General features: G+C 68.7%; 28 protein-coding genes and 1 pseudogene. 17 read left to right on the top strand and 12 right to left on the bottom strand.

Translation table 11 applies throughout. The features are described from left to right. Positions 1-687: 687 nt before the first annotated feature. From ACZ55A_RS11450 to ACZ55A_RS11440, 3 genes and pseudogenes are all read right to left on the bottom strand, one after another. Positions 688-1,887, bottom strand: a complete 1,200-nt coding sequence (locus ACZ55A_RS11450) for a sigma factor-like helix-turn-helix DNA-binding protein (RefSeq protein ID WP_107446798.1) — start codon at positions 1,885-1,887, stop codon at positions 688-690. Next, on the bottom strand, positions 1,862-2,206 hold the full coding sequence (locus ACZ55A_RS11445) for a hypothetical protein (RefSeq protein ID WP_088799340.1): 345 nt from the start codon (positions 2,204-2,206) through the stop codon (positions 1,862-1,864). The genes ACZ55A_RS11450 and ACZ55A_RS11445 overlap by 26 nt, the downstream gene beginning before the upstream one ends. A gap of 330 nt (positions 2,207-2,536) precedes the next feature. Further along, positions 2,537-2,879 (bottom strand): annotated as a pseudogene (locus ACZ55A_RS11440) (LacI family transcriptional regulator); the annotation flags it as partial. Here ACZ55A_RS11440 and ACZ55A_RS11435 point away from each other — a divergent pair. Both ACZ55A_RS11435 and ACZ55A_RS11430 read left to right on the top strand, forming a co-directional pair. Further along, a complete protein-coding gene (locus ACZ55A_RS11435; RefSeq protein WP_176956264.1) occupies positions 2,879-3,076 on the top strand; it encodes a hypothetical protein in 198 nt (65 codons plus the stop codon). The pseudogene ACZ55A_RS11440 and the gene ACZ55A_RS11435 sit on opposite strands and share 1 nt — an antisense overlap. 163 nt (positions 3,077-3,239) lie before the next feature. After that, positions 3,240-3,806 (top strand): peptide deformylase, encoded by a 567-nt coding sequence (locus tag ACZ55A_RS11430; protein WP_088799341.1) that lies wholly within the window; start codon positions 3,240-3,242, stop codon positions 3,804-3,806. 178 nt (positions 3,807-3,984) lie between these two features. On the opposite strand, the gene ACZ55A_RS11425 is transcribed toward ACZ55A_RS11430, so the two are convergent. After that, the gene (locus ACZ55A_RS11425; RefSeq protein ID WP_468837583.1) at positions 3,985-4,980 is read right to left on the bottom strand and encodes a hypothetical protein; all 996 of its coding nucleotides are present in this window, start codon (positions 4,978-4,980) and stop codon (positions 3,985-3,987) included. Between the two features lie 855 nt (positions 4,981-5,835). Here ACZ55A_RS11425 and ACZ55A_RS11420 point away from each other — a divergent pair. From ACZ55A_RS11420 to ACZ55A_RS11405, 4 genes are read left to right on the top strand one after another with little or no spacing between them, the layout of a single operon-like run. Then, entirely contained in the window at positions 5,836-6,363 is a 528-nt protein-coding gene (locus ACZ55A_RS11420; RefSeq protein ID WP_088799343.1) for a hypothetical protein, read from the top strand. 15 nt (positions 6,364-6,378) lie between these two features. Then, entirely contained in the window at positions 6,379-8,952 is a 2,574-nt protein-coding gene (locus ACZ55A_RS11415) for a hypothetical protein (RefSeq protein ID WP_468837581.1), read from the top strand. Beyond that, positions 8,949-9,728 (top strand): hypothetical protein, encoded by a 780-nt coding sequence (locus tag ACZ55A_RS11410; RefSeq protein ID WP_468837579.1) that lies wholly within the window; start codon positions 8,949-8,951, stop codon positions 9,726-9,728. Before ACZ55A_RS11415 ends, ACZ55A_RS11410 begins: the two co-directional genes overlap by 4 nt. Further along, positions 9,725-9,910 carry a hypothetical protein gene (locus ACZ55A_RS11405; RefSeq protein WP_088799345.1) on the top strand — a complete coding sequence of 62 codons (186 nt, stop codon included), beginning with the start codon at positions 9,725-9,727 and terminating at the stop codon, positions 9,908-9,910. The genes ACZ55A_RS11410 and ACZ55A_RS11405 overlap by 4 nt, the downstream gene beginning before the upstream one ends. Before the next feature lie 815 nt (positions 9,911-10,725). Here the strand turns inward: ACZ55A_RS11405 and ACZ55A_RS11400 are convergent. Continuing rightward, entirely contained in the window at positions 10,726-11,886 is a 1,161-nt protein-coding gene (locus ACZ55A_RS11400) for an alkaline phosphatase PhoX (protein WP_468837577.1), read from the bottom strand. A gap of 850 nt (positions 11,887-12,736) precedes the next feature. Here ACZ55A_RS11400 and ACZ55A_RS11395 point away from each other — a divergent pair. The 4 genes from ACZ55A_RS11395 (at position 12,737) to ACZ55A_RS11380 (ending at position 16,429) form a co-directional block, all read left to right on the top strand. Further along, a complete protein-coding gene (locus ACZ55A_RS11395; protein ID WP_468837575.1) occupies positions 12,737-13,330 on the top strand; it encodes a carbonic anhydrase in 594 nt (197 codons plus the stop codon). Positions 13,331-13,403: 73 nt separating this feature from the next. After that, positions 13,404-14,861 (top strand): SulP family inorganic anion transporter, encoded by a 1,458-nt coding sequence (locus tag ACZ55A_RS11390; RefSeq protein WP_468837573.1) that lies wholly within the window; start codon positions 13,404-13,406, stop codon positions 14,859-14,861. Positions 14,862-15,023: 162 nt separating this feature from the next. Continuing rightward, the gene (locus tag ACZ55A_RS11385) at positions 15,024-15,206 is read left to right on the top strand and encodes a hypothetical protein (RefSeq protein WP_468837571.1); all 183 of its coding nucleotides are present in this window, start codon (positions 15,024-15,026) and stop codon (positions 15,204-15,206) included. Between the two features lie 254 nt (positions 15,207-15,460). Beyond that, positions 15,461-16,429: an SAM-dependent methyltransferase gene (locus ACZ55A_RS11380; protein ID WP_468837570.1), complete on the top strand. Its 969-nt coding sequence runs from the start codon at positions 15,461-15,463 to the stop codon at positions 16,427-16,429. A gap of 96 nt (positions 16,430-16,525) precedes the next feature. Here the strand turns inward: ACZ55A_RS11380 and ACZ55A_RS11375 are convergent, their stop codons facing one another. Then, positions 16,526-17,038 (bottom strand): inorganic diphosphatase, encoded by a 513-nt coding sequence (locus ACZ55A_RS11375; RefSeq protein WP_468837569.1) that lies wholly within the window; start codon positions 17,036-17,038, stop codon positions 16,526-16,528. A gap of 404 nt (positions 17,039-17,442) precedes the next feature. On the opposite strand from ACZ55A_RS11375, the gene ACZ55A_RS11370 reads away from it, so the two are divergent. The 4 genes from ACZ55A_RS11370 to ACZ55A_RS11355 all read left to right on the top strand — a co-directional run bounded on the left by ACZ55A_RS11370 (position 17,443) and on the right by ACZ55A_RS11355 (position 19,867). Further along, complete coding sequence (locus tag ACZ55A_RS11370; RefSeq protein WP_468837973.1) at positions 17,443-17,907, top strand: FluC/FEX family fluoride channel; 465 nt, start codon at positions 17,443-17,445, stop codon at positions 17,905-17,907. After that, entirely contained in the window at positions 17,904-18,251 is a 348-nt protein-coding gene (locus tag ACZ55A_RS11365) for a DUF190 domain-containing protein (protein WP_468837568.1), read from the top strand. The genes ACZ55A_RS11370 and ACZ55A_RS11365 overlap by 4 nt, the downstream gene beginning before the upstream one ends. Next, the gene (crcB, locus tag ACZ55A_RS11360) at positions 18,248-18,622 is read left to right on the top strand and encodes a fluoride efflux transporter CrcB (RefSeq protein WP_468837549.1); all 375 of its coding nucleotides are present in this window, start codon (positions 18,248-18,250) and stop codon (positions 18,620-18,622) included. The genes ACZ55A_RS11365 and crcB overlap by 4 nt, the downstream gene beginning before the upstream one ends. Positions 18,623-18,763: 141 nt before the next feature. Then, the gene (locus ACZ55A_RS11355) at positions 18,764-19,867 is read left to right on the top strand and encodes a M24 family metallopeptidase (protein ID WP_468837970.1); all 1,104 of its coding nucleotides are present in this window, start codon (positions 18,764-18,766) and stop codon (positions 19,865-19,867) included. Positions 19,868-19,960: 93 nt separating this feature from the next. On the opposite strand, the gene ACZ55A_RS11350 is transcribed toward ACZ55A_RS11355, so the two are convergent. Beyond that, positions 19,961-20,974 (bottom strand): zinc-binding dehydrogenase, encoded by a 1,014-nt coding sequence (locus ACZ55A_RS11350; RefSeq protein WP_468837539.1) that lies wholly within the window; start codon positions 20,972-20,974, stop codon positions 19,961-19,963. Between the two features lie 408 nt (positions 20,975-21,382). On the opposite strand from ACZ55A_RS11350, the gene ACZ55A_RS11345 reads away from it, so the two are divergent. After that, entirely contained in the window at positions 21,383-22,027 is a 645-nt protein-coding gene (locus ACZ55A_RS11345) for a pentapeptide repeat-containing protein (protein ID WP_468837967.1), read from the top strand. Between the two features lie 124 nt (positions 22,028-22,151). Here the strand turns inward: ACZ55A_RS11345 and ACZ55A_RS11340 are convergent, their stop codons facing one another. The 3 genes from ACZ55A_RS11340 to map all read right to left on the bottom strand — a co-directional run bounded on the left by ACZ55A_RS11340 (position 22,152) and on the right by map (position 24,457). After that, entirely contained in the window at positions 22,152-22,649 is a 498-nt protein-coding gene (locus tag ACZ55A_RS11340) for a hypothetical protein (RefSeq protein ID WP_468837536.1), read from the bottom strand. A 117-nt stretch (positions 22,650-22,766) separates the two neighbouring features. Continuing rightward, entirely contained in the window at positions 22,767-23,525 is a 759-nt protein-coding gene (locus tag ACZ55A_RS11335) for a response regulator (RefSeq protein ID WP_468837533.1), read from the bottom strand. Positions 23,526-23,689: 164 nt separating this feature from the next. Then, positions 23,690-24,457 carry a type I methionyl aminopeptidase gene (gene map, locus ACZ55A_RS11330; RefSeq protein WP_468837531.1) on the bottom strand — a complete coding sequence of 256 codons (768 nt, stop codon included), beginning with the start codon at positions 24,455-24,457 and terminating at the stop codon, positions 23,690-23,692. Positions 24,458-24,559: 102 nt separating this feature from the next. Here map and ACZ55A_RS11325 point away from each other — a divergent pair, with 102 nt between their 5' ends. Next, on the top strand, positions 24,560-24,832 hold the full coding sequence (locus tag ACZ55A_RS11325) for a helix-turn-helix domain-containing protein (protein ID WP_468837528.1): 273 nt from the start codon (positions 24,560-24,562) through the stop codon (positions 24,830-24,832). A 117-nt stretch (positions 24,833-24,949) separates the two neighbouring features. Here the strand turns inward: ACZ55A_RS11325 and ACZ55A_RS11320 are convergent, their stop codons facing one another. After that, a complete protein-coding gene (locus tag ACZ55A_RS11320; RefSeq protein WP_468837526.1) occupies positions 24,950-25,525 on the bottom strand; it encodes a TerD family protein in 576 nt (191 codons plus the stop codon). A 290-nt stretch (positions 25,526-25,815) separates the two neighbouring features. Between ACZ55A_RS11320 and arfB the strand changes: the two genes are divergently transcribed. Further along, the gene (arfB, locus tag ACZ55A_RS11315; protein ID WP_468837523.1) at positions 25,816-26,244 is read left to right on the top strand and encodes an alternative ribosome rescue aminoacyl-tRNA hydrolase ArfB; all 429 of its coding nucleotides are present in this window, start codon (positions 25,816-25,818) and stop codon (positions 26,242-26,244) included. 21 nt (positions 26,245-26,265) lie between these two features. Here arfB and ACZ55A_RS11310 read toward each other — a convergent pair whose 3' ends face one another. Beyond that, a complete protein-coding gene (locus ACZ55A_RS11310) occupies positions 26,266-26,766 on the bottom strand; it encodes a flavin reductase family protein (protein WP_468837520.1) in 501 nt (166 codons plus the stop codon). Between the last annotated feature and the right edge of the window lie 48 nt (positions 26,767-26,814).

The following is a 26,814-nucleotide window of genomic DNA, read 5'->3' as shown; positions in this document are numbered from 1 at the left end:
TGCCGTTGTCCTCGGAGTCCTCCGCTTCGTGTTGCCGAAGGATTCTCGCCATCGCCTGGAGCTGTGGAAGGCAGTCCTCGAACACCGACGTCAGCGTTGGCAGGTGACAGAGCGCCGCCGCAAGATTGGAAGGTCCGGCAAGACGAGCCAAGCGGATCTTCCTGCTGAAGCGGAGCGAGGCGGCGGTCACCGATCAGCTCACCGAGGGCGAGTACGGGACTGAGGCCCGGGAAATGAGGCCGACGCCGCGGGTAGCCATCTGGGAGCCGACCCGTTCCCCAAACCCTCCCGACGCCACCCGAGACCCGCCGAGCCCAACGCCCTGACCTGCGGAAAAGCCAAACAGGCAGGTCTCGATCTTGACCGAACCTCATTCGGGACGAAGAGGTCGTGGGTTCAAATCCCGCCACCCCCGACAGAGAAACACCAGGTCAAGGGCCTGATCCGGATTCTGATCAGGCCCTTCCTGCGTCTCCGGTGATCGTCTGGGAGAAATCTGGGAGAGGATCTTGGTCGGGCTCCCCCAGGTGACGCTCGCCCTCAGCCAGTCATGCCGAAGCTCGGCGAGCGCGAAAGCTGGGCAGTCGCAAACGCGCTGGACTGAACGGCTGCCCGTGCTCCTCACTCCCTGCCGATTCCGATCACGAACGCGCGCCCATACTCGGTGCAGCCATGTTGGGTGGTGGGTCACCCGGACCGCCTCCCCTTCCTCCCTGACCGCCTGCGCATCGACGCCTTCTGGTGACCTCCCATGTGCTTCCTCCCCCACGCGCGAGACTGCGTCCGGCCACGTTGCCAGCCGACCGGCTTGGACTGCGGCCAATGCAGCCTGTCTCCCCTCGGCAAGGCCCAAGCAGTTCCTGTCGGCCTCGATGGCGGGGGGATCCATCCTCGGAGACCGCGATCAGGTTGCCGAGCATGGCCACGTATTGCAGGTATTCCCAGAAGCATCGGGCTGGTCAGGGTTCTGGCTGCGCCATGGCGGGCCGCAAAAGGGGCCATCGAGCTCAAAGGCAAAGCCTGTTGTCCGAAGCTCCCCCAGGAGTTCTCTCCGAGGACGGCCTGTGTGCGCCAACGCCCACGAACAGCCACGCTATGCAACGACCCCACGAAACTTGGCGATATGGCACGTGCACGATGAGAACCGTCGATCAGCATTCGATAGGAATCACCTATGGGCGATCCGTGAGTGGCGAGTGCAGGCAAGACAAGGCTCCACGCCATACCCCGGGAACCGGGCCTCGAGCCCAGAACGCGGGCTCCCAGCGGCGAGGGACTGATCCCACGCGACCAGGCCGCGAGGCGGGGCACGATGTGCTGCCTGAACACCGGGTGCTGAAGCGCTGCGAACGGCGCGGGGAGTTCCGGTACATCGGCCCAAGGGTCCCGAATCGTGAAGCGCCGACGAACCTTCGGCGGGGCGGGAAGTGACGGTGCCTCCTTCCCACTTCGACGTCTTCTGTATGCCTTCTGCCGACACGCACTCGAGCAGTACAACCGCGTACGGCCTGTGGCCGGTTGAGCGACGATGGCTTCGCACTCAGGCCAGATGCAGCGTTGCAGCACTACCACTTCGCTGGAGTGATCTCTCACCACCTCAGAACGGAGCGGACCGTGCTCCCACCGCATCTCCTCCAAGAGGGAGCCGGCGTACCCGGAAGTACGGAGGGTCTCCAGTGCGTCCGCAACAACGGCTTCTACGTTGGACGGAGGCGTATCAAGACGACGGGCGACCTGGGCAGTTGGAGCCCCTTGCAGCCTCAGAAGGAGGAGGTCCCGCTGAGCGTCGTCGAGTTCCGCAAGAGCCTGGCTCAGGACGTCACTGCCCACGTACCGGGCCGTGGGATCTCGAAATGACCTTCTACGCCTCGCGGCCCTGGTTCGCATCCCCTTCGCCCCCTCCCGCTTCCATCGACCGAAGGCCGCCCTCCAGCTCGGGCTGAGCAGGCAGTGTCTCTGCCGTAGGAGGCTGCCCCACACTCAGGTTCCGACGTGACCACGGCACCAGGCCGGCCAGAGCTCGGCCCACGGCCTCGACCATGCGCACCATGTCTTCTGGACGGGCACGGCAGACCGCGGCAAGCGCAATCAATCCGAAAACGATGAGAGCCACGATGCCAGCCTGCGCCAGATCGTGCGCCCAACCGGAGTCGGCCGCGAGCAGGAGTGGTTGAGTCAACAGGATGCCCTCCCAGTACAGACGCAAGAAGCCCCCGGCTGACCACTGCCGGGGGCTTCTCCGCGCAACTGAACAACAAAAAAGGCCCGCCGATGGCGAGCCTTGCGTCCGGGCACAAGTGTGCTGGACAAGAGGACTCTAGCGCGAACGGCCTCCAAATAGAAGCCATTTGAAGACCTACATAAATCTGCAGGTCAGAGCTCTCCAGGTGCCAACAGGGCGCCAGGCAGATCTAAAGAGAGTTTCGTAACGCGGGCTCAAGATCCATGAGGTTCGTACGGGAACTCACTGTTGAGTGCCTGGCATCCCAGGAAGAATCCAGGCACCCAACAGCACTGCGCCGACCACCGCCGCCGTCTACCCTCGTGCGTCCAGAAGACCGTCGAGCACAGCCACCGGGGAGCGAGTGCACATCGCGCGGCGGGCTTCGAGAGTCGCCTCCCACTGCTCGGTCAGCCCGGACATCAGACGCCGGCGCATACCGGACGTGACATGGGCGTAGCGCGCCGAGACCGAGCCGTCGATGTGTCCCATTCGTTCGTCCATGAGGACGTTCTCGGTGCCGAGGTCCTCCACCATCGTCCGGTGGGTGTGGCGGAGGCCGTGGGGCGTGAGGCCCTTGGCGATCGGAAGCCAGCAGGCGTCCGCCCGAGCGGCTGCACCTCGGCCTCGGGGGGACACCAGGCCACGGCTCGCCAAGTGTTCGACAACGAACACGGCCGCTTCCCGCTCTACCCCGGCGAGTCCGTGTGGATCGAGTACGCCTACACCGTCGGCGACGACAAATGGGGCAACTGGTTCCAGCGGGCCGTCCGCCTGCCCACCGAACAACTCGAAGTCCAGCTCGCTTCCCCGCAGCCCTCGACCCCGTCGTGTGGGGCACCGAGACCTCCATGACGGCCGAAGCCTCACCCCTGCGGACCCCACCCGTCCGCAGCGACGACGGTGAACTAAGGCAATTCACCTGGATCACGACCACGCCCGCCCTCCACGCTCGGTACCGTCTTAAGTGGAGGTTCCGGGCACGGTCCGAACACAACACTGAACAAGGGGACTTCAGGTGATTGACGTGCGGCCCAGCCAGCAGATGCGCGACCTCGGAGTCGTCCAGCACGGCGCCGGCATCCTGGCCGAACCGGCCCGCGCCTTCACCCTGCCCGTCGAGCGCGACGAAGCCGAGCGCATCACCGACGAACTGTTCGCCGCGATGGAACGGATCGGCCAGGTCCACCCCTTCGCCAAGGGCATGGGCATCGCCGCCCCACAGATCGGCATCGGCCGCTCCGCAGCCGTCGTCCAGCCGCCCGGCGACGCACCCGCCGTCATCCTGCTCAACCCGAAGATCACCGACCGCTCCGACGAGCTGGACGAGCAGTACGAGGGCTGCCTGAGCTTCTTCGACGTCTGCGGCCTCGTCCCCCGCCCCCTGAAGGTCACCGTCGAGACCACGGCCCTGACCGGCGAGACCGTCACCATCGTGTACGAACGCGGCCTCGCCCGCCTCATCCACCACGAGATCGACCACCTCGACGGCCTGCTCTACACCGCCCGCATGCGCAGCGGGGTCGAGCCGATCCCCGTCGAGGAGTACCGACAGACCGGCAGGGCCTGGGCATACGAGCAGTAGCCGTCAACTTCACGGGGGGGCCGAGATACGGGCTCGCGGTCTACCAACTCCGCGGCGTGCCCGGCGCTGCCGAACTCGCCTGCCGCTCCCGCGAGGCGCTGCTATCGCAATCCGTAACGTTCCCCAACGAGAAAATGCATCCGCAGATGCTACACACCAGCTCGATCCACAAACCGCTTCACGCCACCGCATCAATCCGCTCAACACACACATCTCGAATGATCTTTAAGTCAGCCAACGCCTGAGCCCGGGCCTCCTCATGACCGGGCAGCCCGTTGTTCACCTTCTCAACCGCTTCGCCGATTGCGGAGATAATCACTTTCGGGGCGAATCGCATACCGAAGACGTAGCCAGTATCCACGCGAGTCCGAAAATCCAACTCCACCACCTCCCAGGTAGCCATAACTTCCGAATGCGCTCCAGCTCCGGACGATTGCTCCAGCGCCCGGATCAGGGCCTGGATGTTCTTGTGCGCCTGCGTGCACAATTTGCGGTAGCGGGTCCACATTTTGTGCGTGGCCACCACGGTGGCAATTGCGACAGTGACCGCTAGAGCTGGTAGCACCTTGGTGTAGTCACGAGAAATCGTCGGCAGCACGGCATACAGCAAAATAGCCACACCGCATGCTCCGTTAAAGTTCCCGACCGTCCGGCTGACCATGGCTCGAAGGACACGCCCCTCCAGCCGCTCAAGCAGTCTATCCTTCGGCTCAAACCAGTGCGCCAAGTAAGGAAAGAGGAGGCAGAAGGCCAACATCTTCTGAGCGTCCCCGTAGCGAGCGATGAATTGCTCTGGAGCTGCGATGATCCTGTCAGCCACATTGAGTGGATAGAAGGATATCTTGAACGCGATAATCCCCCAGATCGCCACCTTCGCCTTCTCTCGGCGACTGAACCATACGGGCGTATGGAAAGTAATTATCACCCACTGCCGCAGCCGACTACGTATGCGGCGTAAAGGCTTCGGCGCCTGCAAACCAGGAGAGATCTTTCGCCAGTGACGTCCCGCCACAACAATTAGGGCGATACTGAAGACAAAGATCACGGCCCCAACGGCCTGGCGCCCCGCCTCATAAAGCTGGTTGCCCCAGAGGTTCAGCACAAACCCGACCGGCAAGAAGGCGAGCTTCCAGTGGGCGCGTACAAGACCAACAGGCCGGTACCAAATCGACATACCACCATGCTCCGGCTCAGTCACGGCGCGGCGGACTGGTTTGATGGAGATCAGAGGTTCAACGTCGTGAAGATCCGAGGGGCCAGGGCCAACCGGGCCACTTGACGCGGGCTTGGTCGAACTTCGCAAACAGAAGCCTGCTCGGGAAGCCTCTGCGGAACTGGATGCTGCCACCGCCGCGGCGTTCCGATACGACGACCGCCACGCGCATCGCCATGATGGCTACGGCGCGCCGGCGGCTGTCCTTGGCGCGAGCGAACCGTGTCGGTCGATGACCATGCTGCGCCCCCGCTTGGCGCACCGCCTGGCGCTCGTCAAGCCACCGGGGGTGGGAGCGGACGTTGAGCGAAGGGCCAGCCATGAAGCGGGCAGGGTCGAGACAGTAGGCGTAGCAGCCTTCCCGGGGCAGCCCACGGAATCGGCTGTCGTGATAGAAGGCGCGTGTCAGCTCCAGCTTGACCTAGACGCAGCGCGGGCACCATGTATGGCCTGCTCCGCTTGCGCTCACGCCCGACCCCGCGTCGATGCCGATGTCGCGAAAGCGCCCTCCGTTCCGGGCACGGAAGAGTCGTGCGCCCCCTCTGCCGCATTTCGGCCACGCCAGCAAGATCGCACACGGGCGATTCCGCATGATTCCAGCCGGAAGTTCGCCTGCCATATGCGTATGGAATGGGCACCGCGGGACGGCGCCCACGTCAAGGGCATCGCACACATGAACGACAGGGGCATTCCAGACGGCATCTCCGGCGACCGGAACAACTCTTCTCTCTGAGTGACAGCGAACGTACCGTCAGTCGGGTTTTGTGCCCGCAGGTAGGCCGCGGGATGCGCAATCAACGGGGAGGGCATACAGCCATGGATCCACTGACGTTTCCGATGCTCGTCGGCACCGCGCTCACCGAGGCGGTCAAATTCCTATTCGATCGGGCCGGGGCGGTCCTCGATCGACGCTCGGGCCGAGTTCCCCTAGAGGAACCGGAAGAGGTGGAAGGGCGGAGCGGGCTGTTTACCGTCCACCCAGCTGAACTGTCCGCCGCGCGCATCGAGCGCATCACCGAAGCCCGCGGAGCACTCCAGGTGTATCTGACGCGTCCTGCGCTGCTACAGGGAGGCGACCCCGAGCTCAGGGAGCTCTTGGGTGGGCTGCGCCTGGACTTGGAGGAGATCTATGGGCGGCAGCTGCCCTTTGGTGACGAGGAAGAGCGGCCTGCCCGCCCGGGTGTCTCCGTCACACAACGCACGGACCGCCTCGCCGGTCACCAGGTCGGCGTACGCGCGCAAGGCATTTCCCAACAGGGCCGCGTGCGCGTGGACCAGTCCGCGAAGGTCATCGAGGCGTCGGCGGAACAAGTAGGCACCGAGATCGACGGAACCATCGGCTGAGAGGCGACGCGACCGATGGCTTTCGACGACGAACCGGGCGTTGCCCAGCAGCCCGCTCCGGCTACTGGAGTGCCGCACAGCGCTACCGAAGATTCGCGCGTGCGTCCACCACTGCTTGACCGGTACACAGATCAAGAAGAAACCACCCTCGCCGAACAATACGGCAGTTCGGCTGGCTTACACGCGACGGGCTCAGTGGCCAATACCGAGCCATCAACCGACTTCCGCGCGGCCGCGGTGACGGCGCCGAGCGCACAGTCCGTCTCCGGACTCTCGCCGTATCCACCTCCCCCTGCCGCCCCACGGAGCAGCCCGGAGCCATTGGCCCAGCAAGAAGCCGAGCGGGGCAGGACGGCATCACCGTCCCCCGAGGCGATCGAGGCGGTCGGGCAAGCGGCCACGCTACAGCGTGCGTTGATCAATCTGGGCGAGATGATCGGCACGAAGTACGTGTTCGAGCAGACCTTGGACGCCGACGCGCCCATCGACTCCGAGTACTTGGCGGTGATCCGCAAGGTCTATGCCGAGCCCCACTTCGAAGGCGCGGACCGGAGCCGCAGCCCGTTCGCGCAGGCACTGGCGTCCCTCCGGCCCTCGGGGTCCGTGCTGGTCATCAATCGTCCGCCGAACAGCAGCAGGACCACGACCGCCTACGCCCTTCTCGACCAGCTCGTGGAAGAAGGTCTGATCACAGAAGTGCGACCACTCTCCTTCGGCGGTTCCCAGCACTTCCCCGCACGACGCCTACCTCACGACCACGGATGCGGCTTCCTGCTCGAACTGCCGCCGGACGAGGACGGCTTCCAGGTCGCCGACACCTTCGGTTCCGGTCTGGGCAAGCTCGGCGAGCGGCTGACCCGGCGGGACAACCGGCTCATCGTCCTCACCCGCCCGGAACAGTGGCAGCGCATCAGCCACGGCGCACCGCCAGGCGTAGCCCCGGACCTGGGCAAGATCCGCCCGCACGACATCGCCACCCGCTGGCTGCTCGCGCAGGAGCCGTCGTTCCCCGTCAGTACCTGGCTCCGCAACACCGGTATACGCCGACTCATCGACGGCATGACGCCCACGGACATCCTGAACGTCACTTCTCTCATGCTCGATGAGCACCGAAAGGCCGAGCGTCACGCTGCCGACGTCCCCTTGGACTTAGCCCGGGAGTCGACACAGCTGACTTCCGCCGAGCGGCCCCTCTCCCTCGACGCACAGATCGCCAACGTCGTGGCCGTCCTGAGCAACTGGGAGGACGCGCTCTACGAGTGGCACGAACCGGAGGACCACTTCCGGACCAGCTTCGAACGGAACTTCCTCCTGGCCGCGGCCGTCCTGCGCGGCGACCCAGTGGGGCATGTGTACGCCAAGGCCGCGGAGTTGACCGACACGCTAGACAAGAAGAAGGACTCCGTTCCCATCCACGGGCAGCAAGCCCCGGGCGTGATCGCCATGACCAAGGCGATCAAGGCGCGGCGCGAGGAGGACGGCACCCTTCGCTTCGACCGCCCGCACTGGGACGACGCCGCGATCGAGTACTTCTGGAACGACCGCCCTCTGTCTCGTACGTCCTTCTTGAAGTGGCTCGCGCAGGTACCCATCGACGACACGGGGACGAACAAGGAAGCCCTGGAAACCATCACCAAGGACGCCCGCCGTGCCCTGGCGGGCCGCATCGGTGAGTTCGCGCTGCGCTGGGCCGTGCGTCATCGCAGGCAGGAACCATTGGAGGAGATCGTCAAGGCGTGGTACTCCCACGGCACGGACAGAGAACTGTGGCCTCTGGCCGTGGAGTTGTTCGACAACGCGGCGATCCACGCCGCGAGCGCGCCATACGTCCACACGCTGTTGCTGTCCTGGGCCAAACGCAAAGAGCCCTCCCTCCAGCAGGCGGTCGTCGAGGTCTGCACCGGGCAGTTCGGACGTCGGCACACCGGAAAGGCGCTACGCCGCCTGAAGCGTGTGGCGAACATCGGACTTGAGGAGGTTGTGGGCAGCCTGCGCGAGGCGATCCAGGTGCTATGGGCGGACACGTCCGTCCGGAAGACCCTCTTCGGGTACGTCGTCGACTGGTGCGGCGACGAGAAGATCATGGACACCGTGGGCCAGCGCACGTTCGCGGCTCTCGCCGCGTCTCCCGCGTCCAAGGCCGACCGAGTGCCGCTAGTTCTGCACAACGACACGACACCGGACAGCGACGAGGACGAGGAATTCCGCCCGCCCGTCGCCGGCCTGGTCACCGGATGGCGCACCCTCCTGCGTCAAGCGACTGGACCGGCAGGAGATCGCGAACTCGACCACGCCATCTACCTGTGGCTCGACGCGGCCCTCAAACAGCCGCCGCTGCGATCACTCATCCTCGACACCCTCCGCCGGGCCGTGGACGTTCGCGGTCCTGAAGGCCCGATCCTGCGCGAAGCCCTCCGCACCTGCTCCCAGGTCTGGGTCCAGAGTGAGAACCGCCCATACTCACCCGACCGGTCGCACCTGAAACAGGAGCTCTCCTCCCTCCTCGACGCCGACCTCGCCAAGGTCCAGAAGCGCCTACTGACGGAAGCCTCCGAAGCTGACGAGACGGAGGAGTCCGAAGCCGCATGAAGCGCCGCCCCGTCCCCGAAGACGCCTCCGAGCTGGGTGCCACCACATGGGTCTCCGCCTTCTCCGACCGGCCACGCAGCACGGACCCGACGCTCTGCTTCTGCGTGGACGTCCGGGCAGCATGGCGGCGCCGTGACGACACCGACGTTCCTGCGGATCCGCGAGCTGCCGGGAGACTCGTCAGGGTAGTGATCGACAAGGCGGCAGCCAAATGCGATGTCCTCCGCCCGGATGCCGCCGAGCAAGACATCGGATCCGCGCTCACCAAGGCCCTGCCGATCGGTGGCGAAGGCGTGATCGTCGTGGACGCCACCGTGAGCATCGATGTGGACGAACCAACCCGGCTGGCCGCGCTCGCCACGGAACAGCTGTGGCAGAAGCACCATCGTCAGGAAGAGCTGCTGCGCCGCGAACTCGAACTGGACGAGCTGGCACGTCGCCAGGCCCGGGCACGCGAGGAGTTCCTCCAGGAGCACATCCTCGCCAACCCCGCCACCGCCCGGCTCTACACAGCCCTGGAAAGCGCGGCCGAGAACTGGCCGCGTCTAGGCGGGCCACCGACCGGTACGGATCTCGAAGAACTGGTCCGCACCGTCAGACAGTGGCAACCCGGACAGCGGTGGGTCGTTGTTGCTCAGGTGCTCCACGATTTCGTCAGCAAGCTGACCCCCGAAGGCTGCAAGGAACTCCTGACCCTGCTCGCCGGCACCGTCAAGGCATTCGGTGACGAGGACGCCGCCCGTGCCCTCACCGCCATCGCCGGCGAGTTCCAGTGAAGGTGACGCTCCTGCGCTGGCTCCTCGATCCGGTCACCAGCGTGCTGGCGGTGCGCCTCCGTGCCCAGAACCACGGCCGTATGTCGTACGAGGCAGCCTGGCGACTGGCTCGCGTCACACGGCACCCCGACGAGATGGGGTACCGCCTGTACGGCCATCTCCCGGAGGACCCACGGAGATGACCGAGCCGTCATGGCCGCAGCCAGCGTTACGTGGCCCGCCACCACGACCTGACCCGATGTGGCGGGCCCCCCGCCGCATCAGTCGGCGCCATCTGCGAACTCGCGGCAGCAACCGTTGCCGAGACCTGCGCGGAACACAGTGCCCGTGCCCCCTTGGGAGATGATCTTCCTCCGGACGCCCACTGAACCCCATCACCACCACACCACACCAGCCGTCTGACCAGGACAAATACTGACCAGTCCCGGTCAGGCCCCTCCTCGAACCTCATTCGGGACGAAGAGGTTGCCATTTCAAATCCCGCCGCACCGAAAGCTGTCCGGTGCGTGAGCGATGCGTGAGCGGACGGCGAAACATGAGGCCCCGAAAGCCGGACCCAGCGTCAGACCGGGTGGTGCTGACCTGCAAGAACAGCACCACCCGGCAGACACCAGCACCCCCGATCAGGTATTCGACCCCACTTGTAAAGCGAAGGTCGTCGGTTCGAATCCGACAGGGGGCTCTGAGCAGAATGCCGTGAGCGGATGGTTTCGCTATGTAGCGGCGTCCCGTCGGCCCCGGACTGTGTGTCCGGGGCCGATTGCGTGATACCGGGCTCGGTGGCGAGGAAGGGCTGAGTGGTGGCGCGGGCGGTCGGCCGGCGACCGCCCGCGCTGTGCGCGGTGGCCTTGAGGCGGGGAGGAGTGCAAGGACTCAGGGCAACCGCGCGGCCGATGACCAGTCGGCACTCTTTACAGCGACGGGCCGGGCCAAGGTGTCACGGAACCGGTTGTGTTGGGGCCCTCTGCGAGCGGTCGAGCGTGCTTCCCCGGGGTGGTCAGGTGCGGAAGGGGCCGGTGACCTCGTAGGTGATGCCGCCGGAGGAGCTGCCGGATGTGCCGCGCTGGCTGGAGAAGTACAGGCGTGATCCGTTGGGGGAGAAGGCGGGTCCGGTGATCTCCGAGCTGGACTGGCCGGTGATCCGCAGGAACGGCGTGACGATGTCGTCGGGGGTGATGATGCAGATTTCCATGTTGCCGCCGTCCTCGGCGACGAACAGGTCGCCGGAGGAGGAGCCGGTGACGTTGTCGACGCCGGTCAGCGGGGCGGGGCCGGGGTTGACCAGGTTGTCGTCGTAGGCCAGCTCGTAGGTGCTGTTCGTCAGGTTGAGCTGCCAGACGCGGTTGTCGCCCTTGGTGGTGAACCAGACGGTGTCGCCGGCGTAGTGGCAGCCCTCACCGCCGTTGAACCGCTTGGCGCCGGAGACCTGGTTGCGGGTCGTGGTGGGCGAGCCGTCCGGGTCGGGCACGGTTGACCAGGTGAAGGAGCCGGACGTGCCGGTGCCGGCGACCAGCACCTGGAGGGTGCCGGAGGACAGGTTCCCCCACGTTGTCGGGATGAACCGGTAGAAGCAGCCGTCGGTTTCGTCCTCGGTCAGGTAGATCACCTGGCGCCCGGGGTCGGCGGCGGCCGCCTCGTGCTTGAACTTGCCCATGGCGTCGCGGCGGGTGGCGGCGTTCACGCCCCAGGGGTCGGTCTCGTAGACGGAGCCGAGGCTGACCTCCTCACAGGACAGCCAGGTGTGCCAGGGGGTGGCGCCGCCCGCGCAGTTCTGCCGGGTGTTGGACAGGATGCGGTAGGCGCCGGTGACGGTGCCCGAGGAGTTGAACTTGACGGCGCTCGCGCCGCCGCCGGGGTTGATCTCCGAGTTGGATACGTAGATCCACCCTGCGCCGTCGGCGAAGCAGGCACCGCCGTCAGGGGCGTTGTGCCAGGTGTAGGAGGTGCCGGAGACGACCTGGCTGGAGCGGGCGATGACCCGGCTGGTGAAGCCGCTGGGCAGCTGGATGCCGTTGGCGTCGGCGGCGCCCAGTGCACCGTACGGGCCGGGGCCGTTCTGGGCCGGGGCCGCGTAGGCGGCGCTGTGCATGAGGGTGCCGCCGAAAGCGGCGGCCGAGGTGCCGATGACGGCTCCGCGCAGGAAGGTACGACGTTCCACAACTACTCCTTCGTCAAAGTGCAGCGGAAAATGAGGAGTTGAGCGCCTTGCCGACTGGTCACCGGGGAGAACCTAGGGCCGCCGCACCTGGCCGATCAGGCCCCCACAGGCGAACTCTTCCTGGCCGACCGGTGAGTAGGTTTCGTGCGGAAACGATCGCTCGCGCCACGAGATGAACGACAGGGGAAACCTCCGGACTGTGGATGAACAGTGGGGGTGAGGGTGGCGTTGTCCGGCTGGGCTGCCGGCCGCTCCGGCGTGCGAGCCGTCGAGTCCGCCGCGTGCATGTGAACGGTGGGTGGGCGGGATGCGCTGCCCGGCGACGACCTGGGAGTGAGGAGGGCCAGGGCGCTCGTGGGGGCTCTCGCGCCTTGGGGCGTACGCATGGGTGCGCCGCTGTGTTCAATGCGCCAATTACCTTTATATGAAAGTGCTTGACCGTGGCTTGACCTCCAGCCGTAAGGTAATCTTCAGGCAAAGAGGTGTTCGCGGCGGCCAAGGGGGCCGCCGATGCGCTGACGCAATGGCACGCATGTGGTCGGGCCAACGGCCGCATTACTCGGGGGAGATGTGCTGATGGAGCGGCGACGGAGTCCACACGATTCCAGACACCGGTCGGCACGGTCACTTTCGGACCGCAGACGTTGCCGCTCCTGCGGCCAAGCGGGGGTGGCGCGCTCAGCGCTGTAGGCGCAAGCGCCGTCCCGTCTCGGATCACCTCTTCGCGTCGACGATGACGCGTAAGCACCGGCTGTCCGCACATCGGGCACGCCGGCACATGCCCCTTCCACTGATGACCTGAACACACCGCGCCCGCAAGCACGTTTGCGGGCGCAGGAGAAAGGCCACCATGAAGTCCCTGGTTGACAACGCACGATCCTTCACGACGCACGTCACGGAGCGCGCTGACGAGTTCCGCGCCCTTGAGGCCGGTCAGAGCCCAGAGGTCCTGTTCATCACCTGTTCCGACTCGCGCGTGGTGCCGTCCCTGATCACCGGCGCACGGCCGGGTGAACTGTTCGAGCTGCGCACGGCGGGCAACATCGTGCCCGAGTACAGCAGCGACCAGCCCAGCGGCGAGACGGCCACCATCGAGTACGCGGTGCGGGTGCTGGGCGTCCGCGACGTCATCGTGTGCGGACACTCCCACTGCGGCGCGGTCAACGCTCTGGTAAGCGGGGACGATCTCTCCGGCGTGCCCGCCGTACAGGGCTGGCTGGAGCACGCGGCGTCCCAGCCCGAGACGACCGCACCCCCGTCCCCCGACCTCGCCGAGGCCGTCCAGCGTCACGCGGTCGCCCAGCTGGAGCGGCTGCACGCCCACCCCTGCATCGCGGAACGGGTCGAGGCGGGAACCCTGACGGTGCACGCCTGGTACTACGAGGTGCACACCGGAGCCGTGCAGGAGTACGCGCCGGACGACAACTCTTTCCGGCCGCTGTGATCCGCATCCGCCCGCCTCACGGGCCGCCGACCACCTCCCCCCGTCCGCTTCCGTTGTGCGAGGAAGTCCACTGATGCTCTCCACCCTCAAAAAGCCCGCAGACCTGCGGCGTGATGTCCTGTCCTCCCTCGTCGTCTTCCTGGTCGCCCTGCCCCTGTGCGTGGGAGTGGCCGTAGCCTCGGGCGTTCCCGCCGAACTCGGCCTGATCACCGGCATTGTCGGTGGCCTGGTGGTCGGCTTCCTGCCCGGCAGCAGCCTCCAGGTCAGCGGGCCGGCCGCCGGCCTGACCGTCCTGGTCTTCGAGGCCGTTCAGGAATTCGGCCTCGGCGTGCTCGGGGCCATCGTTCTGATCGCCGGCCTGGTCCAGCTCACTCTCGGAGCCCTGCGGTTCGGCCGCTTCTTCCGCGCGATCACGGTAGCCGTCGTCCAGGGCATGCTCGCCGGCATCGGACTCGTTCTGATCTTCGGCCAGCTCTACACCATGGCCGACGTCAAGCAGCCCCGCTCCGGGATCGACAAGATCATCGGAGTGCCGCACCTGGTCACCGAGATCGTCACCTCCAGCGAGGCGCTGACCGCGTTCTCCATCGGGGCAGCCACCATCGCCGTCCTCGTCCTGTGGAAGAAACTCCCGGCCCAGGCCCAGCTGGTGCCCGCACCGCTTGCCGCGGTCGCCCTGGCCACCGCCGCCACCGCAGTCGCCGGCTGGTCCGTCCCCCGCGTCGAGGTACAGGGACTCCTCTCGGCCGTCCAGCCGCCCGGCATGGCCGACTTCACCTCGCTGGCCAGCCTCGCCGGCCTCGGCACGGTGCTCGCCTTCGCTCTCATCGCCTCGGCCGAAAGCCTCTTCAGCGCCGCCGCCGTCGACCGCATGCACGACGGACCGCGCACCGACTACGACAAGGAGCTGATGGCCCAGGGCGTGGGCAACACCGTCTGCGGCATACTCGGCGCCCTGCCCCTGACCGCCGTCATCGTGCGCAGCGCCGCCAACGTCCAGGCCGGGGCCAGGACGAAGCTCTCCCGCATCCTGCACGGACTGTGGCTCGTGCTGTTCGCCGCGCTCCTGCCGGCCGCGATCGGCGTCATCCCGCTGGCCGCGCTCGCCGGGGTCCTCGTCCACGCCGGCTGCAAACTCGTCCCCGTCAAGGACCTGCTGCCCCTGTGGCGCGCGCACCGTGGCGAGGCCGTTGTCCTGGCCATCACCGCGATCGCCATCATCACCACCAACATGTTCGAAGGCGTCCTCCTCGGCCTCGCCCTCGCCGTGGTCAAGTGCGCCTGGGAGACCTCCCACATCCACCTCGACGTGCACGAGACGACCGACGGCCGGCTCATCGTCAGCCTCACCGGTTCGGCCACCTTCCTCCGTCTGCCCCGCATGCTCGAAACCCTCGAAGCGCTGCCCAAGGACCGCCCGGTCGAGCTCGACCTCTCCGAGGTGCGCCACCTCGACCACGCCTGCCGTACGACGCTGGAGAACTGGGCACAGCAGCGGGGAACCACGATCGGGGTGCTCGCGAACGTCTGACCCCGCCCCCGCATGCCGAACGCGTGGTCTGCGGCCGGTTCGCCGCACCGCAGACGCGCTGGACCCGTGCACCGCTGCCCCTCGCCCGACGCCGGGCGAGGGGCAGCACACCCTGACACTCCTGCTTCGTCCGCCGCACGGTAAAGCTCAAAGGAGGCAACGGTGTTCGAACTCAAGGCAGAAGCAGAGATGCGGCTGTACTCGGAAAAGCTGGCCAAGGAACTCGCCCTGCAGAAGCACCGTGAGGAGGGCGGCGAGAACACCATCGACCTCCCCGCACCGACTCCGGCCGACGAAGGGCACGCGGCCGCCGAAACGGCAGCAGCCACCAGCGACGCGGAGTGAGCGGAACTGCGAGGCCGCGAAGAACCGTCCGCCGATGCCTGACCGGGGACGGCAGTCGATGCCTTGCCCGGGGACGACAGTGAGGGTGCTCACCACCGTGGCCCGTCCTTCGGCGCCGGGCCCGCCGCCGATCGAGCGGGCTGCGGACCGCGGCCCGGTGTGTAGCCGGAGGTTCTGCCCCGTACCCGGTTATCTGGAGCGATGGTCTGCGCTGGCCGGCCGACCTTCGTTGCCGAAATGGACTGGTGGGCACTGTGGGACACGAAGCGAAGAAGAGAGCCTCCTACAAGGGCACATCGTCGAAGGCGATCCTTCATCAATACGACTTCCTGGGTGACTTCTACCGGCTGATCCTGGGGCCCGAGCTCGTCTTCTCCTACGGCATGTGGGAGGAGGGCGACACCCTCGACGCGGCGCAGACCCGGAAGCTCGATCACCACGCTGAGGCAGCGCACGCCGTGGGCGCGGACCGGGTACTGGACATCGGCTGCGGGTACGGCAGCCTCCTGCACCGGCTGGTGGAAACCCATCACGTCCAGCACGCGGTGGGCCTCACCATGAGCCCTGCCCAGGCCGCGTGGGCCCGTGACCAGCACTGGCCGGGCTGCGAGGTCCGGGCCGAGAACTGGTTCAACCATGAACCGGAGGGGCCTTATGACGCCATCATCGCGATCGAGGTGATCGAGCACTGCGCCGGGAACACCATGTGGCGCACACAGCGCATCGCCCGGTACCGGGAGTTCTTCCAGCGCTGCCATTCCTGGCTCCGGCCGGCCGGGCGCCTGTCCGTACAGGCCAACGCCTGGAACGAGCGCGGGTGGCTCGCCTCCCTGGTACTGCCTCCCCAGCAACTGACCCCGCAGAGCAGTGGCGGCGCCCGTGGACGCCTCGGCCTCAAGGACATCCTCGGCGGGATCAAGAACGTACGCGAGGGCCTGCACGCGTCGCGGAAGGTGTACCCCGAGTGCTTTCTTCCGACCCGGGACGAATTGATCGAGGCCAGCCGCGGTCTGTTCGGCATCGTGGAGGCGCGAAGCGATCCCGACGACGGCGTGGCCACGGTGCGCAGCTGGTTGGACATGGCAGAGGCCCACCGCGTACGCGGAGCGGAACTCATCGGTGAAAGCGCGGTGTCCGACATCATCAGGGAGCAGAAGACCGCGCTCAGATTCCTGCGCGAGGGCCGCTTCACCGTCGTCCGCATGGTCTTCGAGAAGGCGTGAGGCGGCAGGTCCGCGATCCGGCGCGGCGATCCCCGTCCACACCCGTCCACACCGGCCGGCGAGGAGGCCCCGAAGCCGGCCGGTTCTGTCGGGCGGTCAGTCCAGGCAGCCGGTGAGCCGGAGGTACGCCTGGTGGGCCTGGTGCACCAGGTGATCCGCATGGGTGCGCTGATCGCAGCCCGTTACGCGGTACGTGGTCCCGGGTGACATACGGCTGAGCGCCGCCGCCCAGGCGTCGGGCTCGGCGTGCCGGCGGCCCAGATCGGGGGCGTCGACCAGATCGACGAACGGCTCGCTCTCCGCGACGCACACCACTTCGTCCACGTCATGGCGGCCATCGCTGAGGTGCAGCAGCGCCACCGGCCACGCCGTCACCTCGGTGCCCGGCAGAGCGGGCTCAGGCATCACGACCATCGCCTCCACCGGGCGGCCGTCCGCGCACAGGGTGTCCGGGACGCTGCCTTTGCCCACCGGCCAGCCGCCGAGGCGGCCCGGAGCGTCGGTGCCGGGGCGGGGACCGGCCGAGGGGGGAGCGGCCGACGAGGGAGCGTCGTGTCTCCCGATCGCGGTTCCGACGGTCGATTCGACCGCGACGGTGATCTGCGGCACCGCCTTCACCTCCCGTAGCGCCGGGCGGGCGGCCGGACCACGCGGATCACGCGGAGGGCATCAGCGCGCTCACGTGGCGTGCACAGGCGCACGCTCGGGCGCCGGTTGCTCGCGGGCGCCGTCGCCGGCCCGTCCAGTTTCCCGCGCACCGAGCGGTGCCACAACTACGGATCCAGGGACGGCGTCCGGACAGGAGGGCGGGCGCGGCGGGCGGTAAGCTGGCCTGCGACGGTGATCGGTGTTCCGCTCGCCGTCACGGCGGTGGGGCCCGCCGTACCCAACCGCGGCGAAGGTGCCGCCAACGGTCCCTACTTGCGACACGCATGCGTGCATATCCATGCCGATGCCATGCCTGGCGAGTAGGGAGGAATGACGTGCACAAGGCCCAGCCGGCCCAGCCCCCCATGCTGAACGAACCCGTCGACCCGGATGTCGACCTCCACATGGCCGCGCAGCGCAGAGCGCTGCGGCTGCGGCAGGGCCCGGTCGTGGCCGTCGTAGCGCTCGGTGGCGGCATCGGCGCGGCGGCGCGTTACGGAGCCTCGCTGCTGTGGCCCACGGCGGCCGGTGCGTTCCCGTGGACGACGTTGGGCATCAACGCCGTCGGCTGCGCCGTCATCGGCGTCTTCATGGTCGTGATCAGCGAGGTGTGGGCCGCCCACCGCCTCGTCCGCCCGTTCTTCGGCACCGGAGTCCTCGGCGGCTTCACGACCTTCTCCGCCTACGCCGCCGACATCCAGCGCCTGGTGGAAGGGGGCGACGCCGGCACCGCGCTCGCCTACCTGGCCCTCACCCTGCTCACCGCCCTGGGCGCTGTGTGGAGCACGGCCACCCTGACCCGCCGCATCGTCGAGTGGAGGCAGCAGTGAGACTCACCGGTCCCGCCCTGCGCGTCACCGTGTTCATCGGGGAGAACGACACCTGGCACCACAAGCCCCTCTTCACCGAAATCGTGCACCGGGCGCGTAAGGCCGGGCTCGCCGGTGCCTCCGTCTTCCGCGGCATCGAGGGGTTCGGCGCCTCCTCGCTGATCCACACCACCCGCCTGCTCTCCCTGAGCGAAGACCTCCCGGTGGCCATCGTGATCGTCGACACCGAGGAACGTATCCGCGCCTTCCTCCCGCAGCTCGACGAGCTCGTCAGCGAGGGCCTGGTCGTCCTCGACCCCTGCGAAGTCATCCGGTACACGGGCCGGGGCGAGGAGGGGCGGTGAACTGGCTGCTGGTCATCGCCGGGGCCATGATCGGCGCACCCCTGCGTTACCTCACCGACCGCGCCGTACAGATCCGGCACGACAGCGTCTTCCCCTGGGGCACCTTCACCGTCAACGTCGTCGGCTCCGCCGTCCTCGGCCTGGTCAGCGGGGCGGTCGCCGCCGGCGCGGCCTCCCCCCAGGTGCAACTGCTCGTCGGAACGGGCTTCTGCGGCGCCCTCACCACGTACTCCACGTTCTCCTACGAGACGCTGCGGCTGGCGGAGGACGGCGCCCGGTTCTTCGCCGCCGCCAACGTCGTCGGGAGCGTGGCGGCCGGTCTCGGCGCCGCGTTCACGGGTGCGGCGCTTGCCACGGCCCTCTGGGGTTAGCGCCTGGTGGGCAGCGCGCCGCCGGCCGGTCCCGGGGGCCGGCCCGGTGGGGCACTGGAGGGATGAAGAGGGCCATGAGGAAGGGGTTTTGACGGGTCGAAGCGGGCAGGGCGGCGTAAGTTCGCCGGCATGGTGACTTCGATGACGCATGAGGACTACGAGCGGCGGATGGAGCGGGCCGGCCGGGCCGCCGCCGATGCCGGGCTGGCCGGCCTGGTGGTGACGCCGGGGCCGGATCTGACGTGGCTGTGCGGCTACCGGCCGACGGCGGTCACCGAGCGGCTGACCGCCCTGGTGATCGAGCCGGGGCGGCGGTCACGGCTGCTGGTGCCCCTCTTGGAGCAGCCGGATGCCGAGCGCTCCCCGGGTGCCGAGGCGGTGGAGGTGTCCGGATGGAGCGACGGCTCGGATCCGTATGCGCAGCTCGCCAAGTGGATGGAGCCGCAGGGGCGTTACGGGGTGTCCGACGCAACCTGGGCGCTGCATCTGCTGGGGCTGCAACGGTCACTGCCGGGGAGCGGATACGCGGCGCTGACGGAGGTGCTGCCGATGCTGCGCGCCGTCAAGGACGCCCATGAGGTGGAACGGCTGGCCGCGGCCGGGGCCGCCGCGGATGCGACGTACGAGGAGATCCTGGGGGTGCGCTTCGGCGGCCGCCGGGAGTGCGAGGTGGCGGCGGATCTCGCGCGGCTGCTGATCGAGCACGGGCACAGCCAGGTGGACTTCACCATCGTCGGCTCGGGCCCCAACGGGGCCAATCCGCACCACGAGGCGGGAGAGCGGGTCATCGAGGACGGCGACATGGTCGTGCTCGACTTCGGCGGGCTGAAGGACGGCTACGGGTCGGATACGACGCGGACGGTGCACGTGGGGGAGCCGGGCGCCGAGGAGCGCAAGGTGCACGACATCGTGCGGGAGGCGCAGCAGGCGGCGTTCGAGGCGGTACGGCCGGGGATCGCGTGCCAGGACGTCGACCGGGTGGCCCGGCGGGTCATCAAGGCGGCGGGGTACGGCGAGTACTTCATCCACCGGACCGGGCACGGCATCGGGGTGACGACGCATGAGCCGCCGTACCTGGTGGAGGGCGAGCATCTGCCGCTGGTACCCGGGATGAGCTTCTCGATCGAGCCGGGGATCTATCTGCCGGGGCGGTTCGGGGTGCGGATCGAGGACATCGTGGTGTGCACGGAGTCGGGCGGGCGGCGGCTGAACGGGACGGCGCGGGAGATGGCGGTGGTGCGGTAGGAGCCGTCCTGGTCCTGGTCCTGGTCCTGGTCCTGGTCCTGGTCGTGTTCCTCTGCCCCGGTGGCCGTCCCGCACCCTCCGCGTCCGGTGCCGCTACGGCACCAGGACCACCTTGCCCATCGTGGCGCGGCTCTCCAGGGCTCGGTGCGCGGCCGCGGCCTCGGCGAGTGGGAACGCCTGGACCGCCGGTAGGAGCCGGCCGGCCGCGGCCTCCACGAGCGACCTGGTCTCCAGGGTGCGGAGCGGATTGTCGCCGCCGGCCCTGGCCAGCATGGGCGGGCCGAGGACCGACCGGGACGTGATGCCGCGGGCCGCCAGCTCACCGTCGGCGAACTCCAGCGGGCCGCCGTCGAGCAGGCCCGCGGACGACCAGCCGAAGACCAGATGGCGGCCTCCGCGGGCGAGGAGTCCGACCGCCGCGCGTCCGGGGGCGCCGCCGACCGAGTCGAACACGAGGGTGGCGCCGGGCGCGCCGCGGCCGTCAAGGAAGGCGCGGACCACGGAAGGCCAGTCGTCGTCGGTGTAGTCGACGGCGAGGTCGGCGCCCAGTGCGCGGACGTGTGCCACCTTGGTGGCGCCGCCGGCCAGCCCGATGACCGTGGCGCCGGTGTTCCTGGCATGTTGGACGAGCAGCGAGCCGATACCGCCGGCGGCCGCGGGGACCAGGGCGATGTCGTCGGCGGTGAGGTCGGCGAAGAGCAGGATGCCCATGGTGGTGCGGCCGGTTCCGATCATGGCGACGGCCTGGCCGGCGTCCAGGTTCGCGGGGACCTCGTGCAGCCGGTCGGCGGCGACGACGGCCAGTTCGGCGTAGCCGCCGGGGGCCGTGCCCAGGTGGGCGACGACGCGTCGGCCGAGCCAGTGGGGGTCGGTGCCCTCGCCGAGCGCGTCGACCGTGCCGGCAACTTCCCTTCCGGGCACGGTCGGCAGTACGGGGAGCGGCACCGGCCCGCCCTGTTTGCCCTCGCGCAGGGCCGTATCGAGGAGGTGGACGCCGGCCGCGGCCACGGCGATACGGACCTCACCCGGCCCGGGCACGGGGTCCTCTACGGTCTCGTAGCTGAGGTTCGCCGCGGGGCCGAAGGCGTGCAGCCGTATCGCGTGCATGGGGGTCTCCTGGAATCGGGGGTGGGGTGGACGGGCCGATGGGGCGAATGCCGTCACGTGCCGTCACGTGCCGTCACTGTGCTACCTCAAGCTTGGTTGAGGTCAACTGCTGTGTGTGGGTGCGCGTGTGCGTGGTGCGGGCCGGGTGTTTGGTGCTTGGGGCTGGGTGCCGGGTGCCGGGTGCTGGGGCGCCGAGGGGACCGCGGGATCGTCGTCGCATCTGCGGCATCTGGTCTGCGTGCAGGGGGTTGTCGCAGGTCAGGGCCGATTGTCAGTGGGGTGGTCCACGATGGGTTGTGCGGCCGCGGAACGAGGAACGGGGCGAGGACGGGACGCGGGCGAGATGCGGGCGGGACGACGTCAGGAACGGAAGGCGGTGATCGCGTGGCAGGGCGCGGTAAGGAGACGCTGCGGGCGGTGCGGCGGCCGGAGGTGCGGTTGCCGGAGCTGGCGGCGTACGACGGCGGGGAGCTGGTGGTCGAAGGGGACTACGACGGGCTGGAGTTCGCCGATGCGGACTGGGCGGGGCAGTCGGCGCGCGGTGCGCGGTTCATGGACTGCGCGGTGCGGCGCTGTGGGCTCGATGAGACGGTGCTCAGCCGGGCGCGGTTCATCGACAGCGTGCTGAGCGGCGTGCGCGGGGTCGGGACGGATCTGTCCGGGGCGTCACTGCGTGATGTGGAGGTGTCGGACGCCAGGCTCGGCGGGGTCCAGCTGCACGGTGCGGTGCTGGAGCGGGTCGTGGTGCGCGGCGGGAAGATCGACTTTCCGAATCTGCGGGGCGCGAAGCTGCGGGATGTGGCCTTCGAGGGGTGTGTGCTGATCGAGGCGGACTTCTCGGGGGCGGAGCTGGAGCGGGTCAGCTTCGACGACTGCACCCTGGCGCGGGTGGATCTCTCCGAGGCGCGGATGAAGGACGTGGATCTGCGCGGTGCGGCCACGGTGGACATTGCGCGGGGGATGGACCGGCTGTCGGGCGCGGTGATCAGCGCGTCCCAACTGCTCGACCTGGCACCGGCGTTCGCGGCACAGATAGGCGTACGGGTGGAGTGAGGCCGGCGATGGACCCGCCGCACAAGGCCCGTCGGACGAGGCGAGCAGCCCAAGGCCCGTCGGACGAGGCCGGTCGGACGAGGGCCGTCGGACGCGGCGCGCCGTAAGGGCCCCGGGGTCGCTGTCAGATGCGGGGGAAACGTGCCTGGAGGTCCCAGATGGTGGGGTTGTCGCCGAGGCCTTCGTGCATATCGGTGAGGTCGGCGATCACGTCGTGCAGAAAGTCGCGGGCCTCCCGGCGCAGCGCGCCGTGGTTGAAGGTGAGGGGGGCCTCGTCGGCCGGCATCCAGTCGGCGTCGATGTCGACCCATCCGAAGCGGCGCTCGAAGAGCATCCGGTCGGCTGATTCGGTGAAGTCCAGCTCGGCGTGGACCGGGCGGGCGGAGCGGCTGCCACGGGGGTCGGTGTCGAGCTGCTCGACGATGTCGCACAGCGCCCAGGCGAAGTCGAGGACCGGCACCCAGCCCCAGGCCGTGGACAGTTCGCGGTCCGCCTTCGTGTCGGCGATGTAGACGTCGCCGCAGAAGAGGTCATGGCGCAGCGTGCGTACGTCCGCGGTCCGGTAGTCCGTCTGCGGCGGGTCCGGGAAACGGGGGGAGAGGGAGTAGCCCAGGTCGATCACGTCTTGATGGTGTCACGCCGGTGGAGCGGGCCATCGACCGCACCGGACCGGCCGGCCCAAGGCCCGCCACTGCGGACGAGGTCACCGGGCGGTGCCGTACCCCGGGTGCGGGTGCGGTCAGGGCAGCAGTCGCTGTTCCCTCGCGGCGGAGACGGCGCCGGCGCGGGTGTCCACACCGAGGGTGTCGTAGATGCGGTCCAGGTACGTCCTGACCGTGGCCTCGCTGATGAGCAGGGCGTGGGAGATCTCGCGGGTGCTCAGCCCGCGGGCGAGCCGGCCGAGGATGTCGAGTTCACGGTCGTTGAGGCCGGGGCGCTGGCTGCGCATCTGGGCCAGGACGCGGTGGGCGGCCGGCGTGGAGTGCGTGCTGCGGCCCGCGGCTGCGGCCCGGATCGCGGAGAACAGCTCGTCCGGCCGCTCGGTCTTGAGGAGGTAGCCGGTGGCGCCCGCCTCGATGGCGCGGGTGATGCCGACGTCGCTGTCGTACGTGGTCAGCACGAGGACGTGGGGGGCGGGCGGGGGGAGGGGGGACCCACCGGAGGACCCACCGGAGGGCCCGGCGGATGGCCCACCGGAGGGTCCGGCCATGGCTGCGGTGTCGCGTTCGGACGGGTGGGCGAGGTGGCGGATGGCTTCGATGCGGTCGATACCGGAGCCGAGCCGGAGGTCCATCAGCACGACGTCGGGGTGGAGCTTGGTGGCCATCGCCGTGGCCTCCTCGGCGTCGGCGGCCTCACCGATGACCTCGATGCCGTGGGCGCCGCTGAGCAGGGCGAGCAGACCGGCGCGTACGACGTCGTGGTCGTCGCAGAGCAGGACGCGTACGGGCGTCTGCCCGGGCTCGCCGTCGGACGGGGTCTTGGCGGAGAGTGTCATGGGCTGTGCTCCAGGGACGGCGGACAGGACGGAGTCCGCGTCCGGCGTCGATTCAATGGTGCGGGCGCCGCCGGGCCGCCGCATCCGGGCGGGCCCGCACGGCAGGGCGCGCCACCGCCCACCCACCGCTGCCCCTTCCGCTGCCGCCGCGTCCGCTGCCCTCGCTACGGCATCGTCAGCACCCGCGGGCCCTCCTCCGTCACCGCCACCGTGTGCTCGAAGTGGGCGGCGCGGCTGCCGTCCGTCGTGCGCAGGGTCCAGCCGTCGCCGTCCGCGAAGTAGCCGTCCGCGCCGCCGGCCAGGAACATCGGCTCGATGGCGATGACCAGGCCGGGGCGCAGGACGAAGCCGCGGCCCGGGCGGCCGTCGTTGGGCACCGGCGGGTCCTCGTGCATCCGGCGGCCGATGCCGTGTCCGCCGAAGTCCTCGGGGATGCCGTAGCCGGCGGCGCGTCCGACGCTGCCGATCGCATGGGCGATATCGCCGGTCCGGGCGCCGGCCACGGCCGCCGCGATGCCCGCCTCCAGCGCCCGCCGGGTGGTGTCCATCAGCCGCTGGTCCTCGGGGCGCGCCGTGCCGACCGTGAAGCTGACGGCCGCATCGCCGGCCCAGCCGTCCACGACGGCGCCGCAGTCGATGCTCACCAGGTCGCCGTCGCGCAGCTGGGCCGCGCCCGGGATGCCGTGCACGATCGCGTCGTTGACGGACGCGCAGATCACGGCGGGGAACGGGGTGGGCGCGAAGGACGGGTGGTAGCCCAGGAACGGCGAGTCGGCGCCGGCCTCGCGCAGGACCGTACGGGCCACTTCGTCCAGGTCCAGCAGCCGCACGCCGGGCGCGGCCGCCGCCCGCACCGCGGCCAGCGCATCGGCGACGACCCGGCCGGTCACCCGCATCGCCTCCACTGCCGCATCCGTCTTGAGCTCCACCATGAGTACGACCTCCTCAGCGCCGGCGGCCCAGGCGTGGACCGTCCACCGTGTCTACCGTTATTTCTTTACCGGTATTTCTTTACCGGTATTAGTATCACGGGCATGGTGCGGACTCCACTGACCCCTTGGGAACGCGAACGCGGTGAGCGGCTCGGTGCGCTGCTGCGTGCGGCGCGCGGCGAGCGGAGCATGGTCGAGGTCGCGGCCGCGGCGGGGCTTTCCGCCGAGACCCTGCGGAAGATCGAGACCGGCCGGGCGCCGACACCGGCGTTCTTCACGGTCGCGGCGCTGGCCGGTGTGCTCGGACTGTCGCTGGACGAGGTGGCGGAGCTGGCCACACCGCCCGGCGAGGCGCCCGAGGACGCGGTCGCCTGACGGCCGGCGGCCGCCGGAAAACGCCGAGGGCCGGCCCCCCTTGGGGGACCGACCCTGCGCAAACTGGCCTCAGTGCCTAGGACATCTCGGTATGTCCGGATGTCCGGCGTCTCGTCCTCAGACGTTCACGCCGAAGTCCTGCGCGATGCCGACCAGGCCCGACGCGTAACCCTGGCCCACCGCGCGGAACTTCCACTCCGCGCCGTTGCGGTACAGCTCGCCGAAGACCATGGCGGTCTCGGTGGCCGCGTCCTCGCTGAGGTCGTAGCGGGCGATCTCGGCGCCGCCGGCCTGGTTGACGATGCGGATGAAGGCGTTCCGCACCTGTCCGAAGTTCTGGCTGCGGTTCTCGGCGTCGTAGATCGAGACCGGGAAGACGATCTTGTCGATGTCGGCCGGCAGGGCCGCCAGGTTGACGTTGATCTGCTCGTCGTCGCCCTCGCCCTGGCCGGTGACGTTGTCGCCGGTGTGCACGATCGACTGGTCCGGCGTGGCCTTGTTGTTGAAGAAGACGAAGTGCTGGTCCGAGTAGACCTTGCCGTTCGTGTTGACCGCGATCGCGCTCGCGTCGAGGTCGAAGTCCGTGCCGGTGGTGGTGCGGACGTCCCAGCCGAGGCCGACCGTGACGGCGGTCAGGCCCGGTGCCTCCTTGGTGAGGGAGACGTTGCCGCCCTTGGACAGGCTTACAGCCATGGGGATGTCCCTTTCCTTGTCTACGCGTCGAGTCGTCGGACTCCGTACTGCGCACAAAGTGCCGGGCATCAATTGCCCGTCACAAAGTGCCGCACACGAAGTGCTGCGCACGAAGCTACCGTCACTCACCACAACGCCGTGAGGGCACTGCGAGGTTCCAGCTGGCTTTACTCTCTTTGCCGAATCCTGATGCCGGGACCCGGCTCCGGAGGCGAATGCTGATGCCGATGCGCCAAAGGGGCCATGAAAAGAGAGTGACGAGGGCTCGGGCCCGGGGGATCATAGGACTCATGTCCGGGCCCTATGTCATCCGCGGTTCGGTCGTCCTTCCCGAGGCCGAGCTCGTATGGCGTTTCTCGCGTTCCTCGGGGCCGGGCGGCCAGCACGTCAACACCAGCGACAGTCAGGTCGAACTGCGCTTCGACCTCGCCAAGACCGAGGCGCTGCCGCCGGTGTGGAAGGAGCGTGCCCTGGAGCGGCTGGCGGGCCGGCTGGTCGACGGCGTGGTGTCCGTGCGGGCCTCCGACCACCGCTCCCAGTGGCGCAACCGCGAGACCGCGGCGGTACGGCTGGCCGCGCTGCTGGCCGAGGCCAGTGCGCCGCCGCCCAAGCCGCGCCGTAAGTCGCGGATCCCACGGGGCATCAACGAGCGGCGACTGCGCGAGAAGAAGCAGCGCGGTGACACCAAGCGCGGACGCTCGGGCCGCGACTGGACCTGACCTCGGAGCGGTCCGCGCCCCTCACCCCAACTGGCGGTACTTCCCCCGGAAGTACGTCAGCGGCCCGTCGTCCTCGTTGGGGATCGTGGTCGCCAGGACGCGCCCGATGACCAGGGTGTGGTCGCCGGCCACCACACGCTGCTCGGTGCGGCACTCCAGGGTCGCCAGTGCGCCCTTGATGAGCGGGGCGCCGGAGGCTTCGCCCCGTACGTGCGGAATGTCCTCGAAGAGCAGACGGTCGCTGATGCGGCCCTTCATTGCGAATCGTCCGGCAACCTGACGCTGGTGTCCCGACAGCACCGACACGGCCCACAGCGGCTGGAGCGCCAGCAGGTCGTCCATCCGTGAGTCGTTGCGAACGCTCACCATCACGAGCGGCGGATCGAGGGACACCGACAGGAACGCCGTGGCGGTCATGCCGACGTCCTCGCCGCGCGGCCCGTCGTCCGGGTCGTGGGCGGTGATCAGCACCACGCCGGCAGCGAGGCGGGACAGGGCGGCACGGAACTCGTCGTCACTCACCCCAACAGAATGCGGGATCGGCGCCCCGCCCGGCACGGTTGCCAGGGC

The sequence above is a fragment of the Streptomyces sp. NPDC034111 genome, assembly GCF_055575375.1.
This window is presented reverse-complemented; position numbering and strand designations above follow the sequence as displayed.

Coding starts and splice junctions, on each gene's coding strand:
- map (WP_468837531.1), bottom strand. CDS start 24,457: ATGGTGGAGCTCAAGACGGATGCGGCAGTGGAGGCGATGCGGGTGACC.
- ACZ55A_RS11350 (WP_468837539.1), bottom strand. CDS start 20,974: ATGCACGCGATACGGCTGCACGCCTTCGGCCCCGCGGCGAACCTCAGC.
- ACZ55A_RS11355 (WP_468837970.1), top strand. CDS start 18,764: ATGACGCATGAGGACTACGAGCGGCGGATGGAGCGGGCCGGCCGGGCC.
- ACZ55A_RS11420 (WP_088799343.1), top strand. CDS start 5,836: ATGGATCCACTGACGTTTCCGATGCTCGTCGGCACCGCGCTCACCGAG.
- ACZ55A_RS11450 (WP_107446798.1), bottom strand. CDS start 1,887: ATGCGAACCAGGGCCGCGAGGCGTAGAAGGTCATTTCGAGATCCCACG.
- ACZ55A_RS11390 (WP_468837573.1), top strand. CDS start 13,404: ATGCTCTCCACCCTCAAAAAGCCCGCAGACCTGCGGCGTGATGTCCTG.
- ACZ55A_RS11395 (WP_468837575.1), top strand. CDS start 12,737: ATGAAGTCCCTGGTTGACAACGCACGATCCTTCACGACGCACGTCACG.
- ACZ55A_RS11370 (WP_468837973.1), top strand. CDS start 17,443: ATGCTGAACGAACCCGTCGACCCGGATGTCGACCTCCACATGGCCGCG.
- arfB (WP_468837523.1), top strand. CDS start 25,816: ATGTCCGGGCCCTATGTCATCCGCGGTTCGGTCGTCCTTCCCGAGGCC.
- ACZ55A_RS11425 (WP_468837583.1), bottom strand. CDS start 4,980: ATGTCGATTTGGTACCGGCCTGTTGGTCTTGTACGCGCCCACTGGAAG.
- ACZ55A_RS11335 (WP_468837533.1), bottom strand. CDS start 23,525: ATGACACTCTCCGCCAAGACCCCGTCCGACGGCGAGCCCGGGCAGACG.
- ACZ55A_RS11325 (WP_468837528.1), top strand. CDS start 24,560: ATGGTGCGGACTCCACTGACCCCTTGGGAACGCGAACGCGGTGAGCGG.
- ACZ55A_RS11320 (WP_468837526.1), bottom strand. CDS start 25,525: ATGGCTGTAAGCCTGTCCAAGGGCGGCAACGTCTCCCTCACCAAGGAG.
- ACZ55A_RS11415 (WP_468837581.1), top strand. CDS start 6,379: ATGGCTTTCGACGACGAACCGGGCGTTGCCCAGCAGCCCGCTCCGGCT.
- ACZ55A_RS11410 (WP_468837579.1), top strand. CDS start 8,949: ATGAAGCGCCGCCCCGTCCCCGAAGACGCCTCCGAGCTGGGTGCCACC.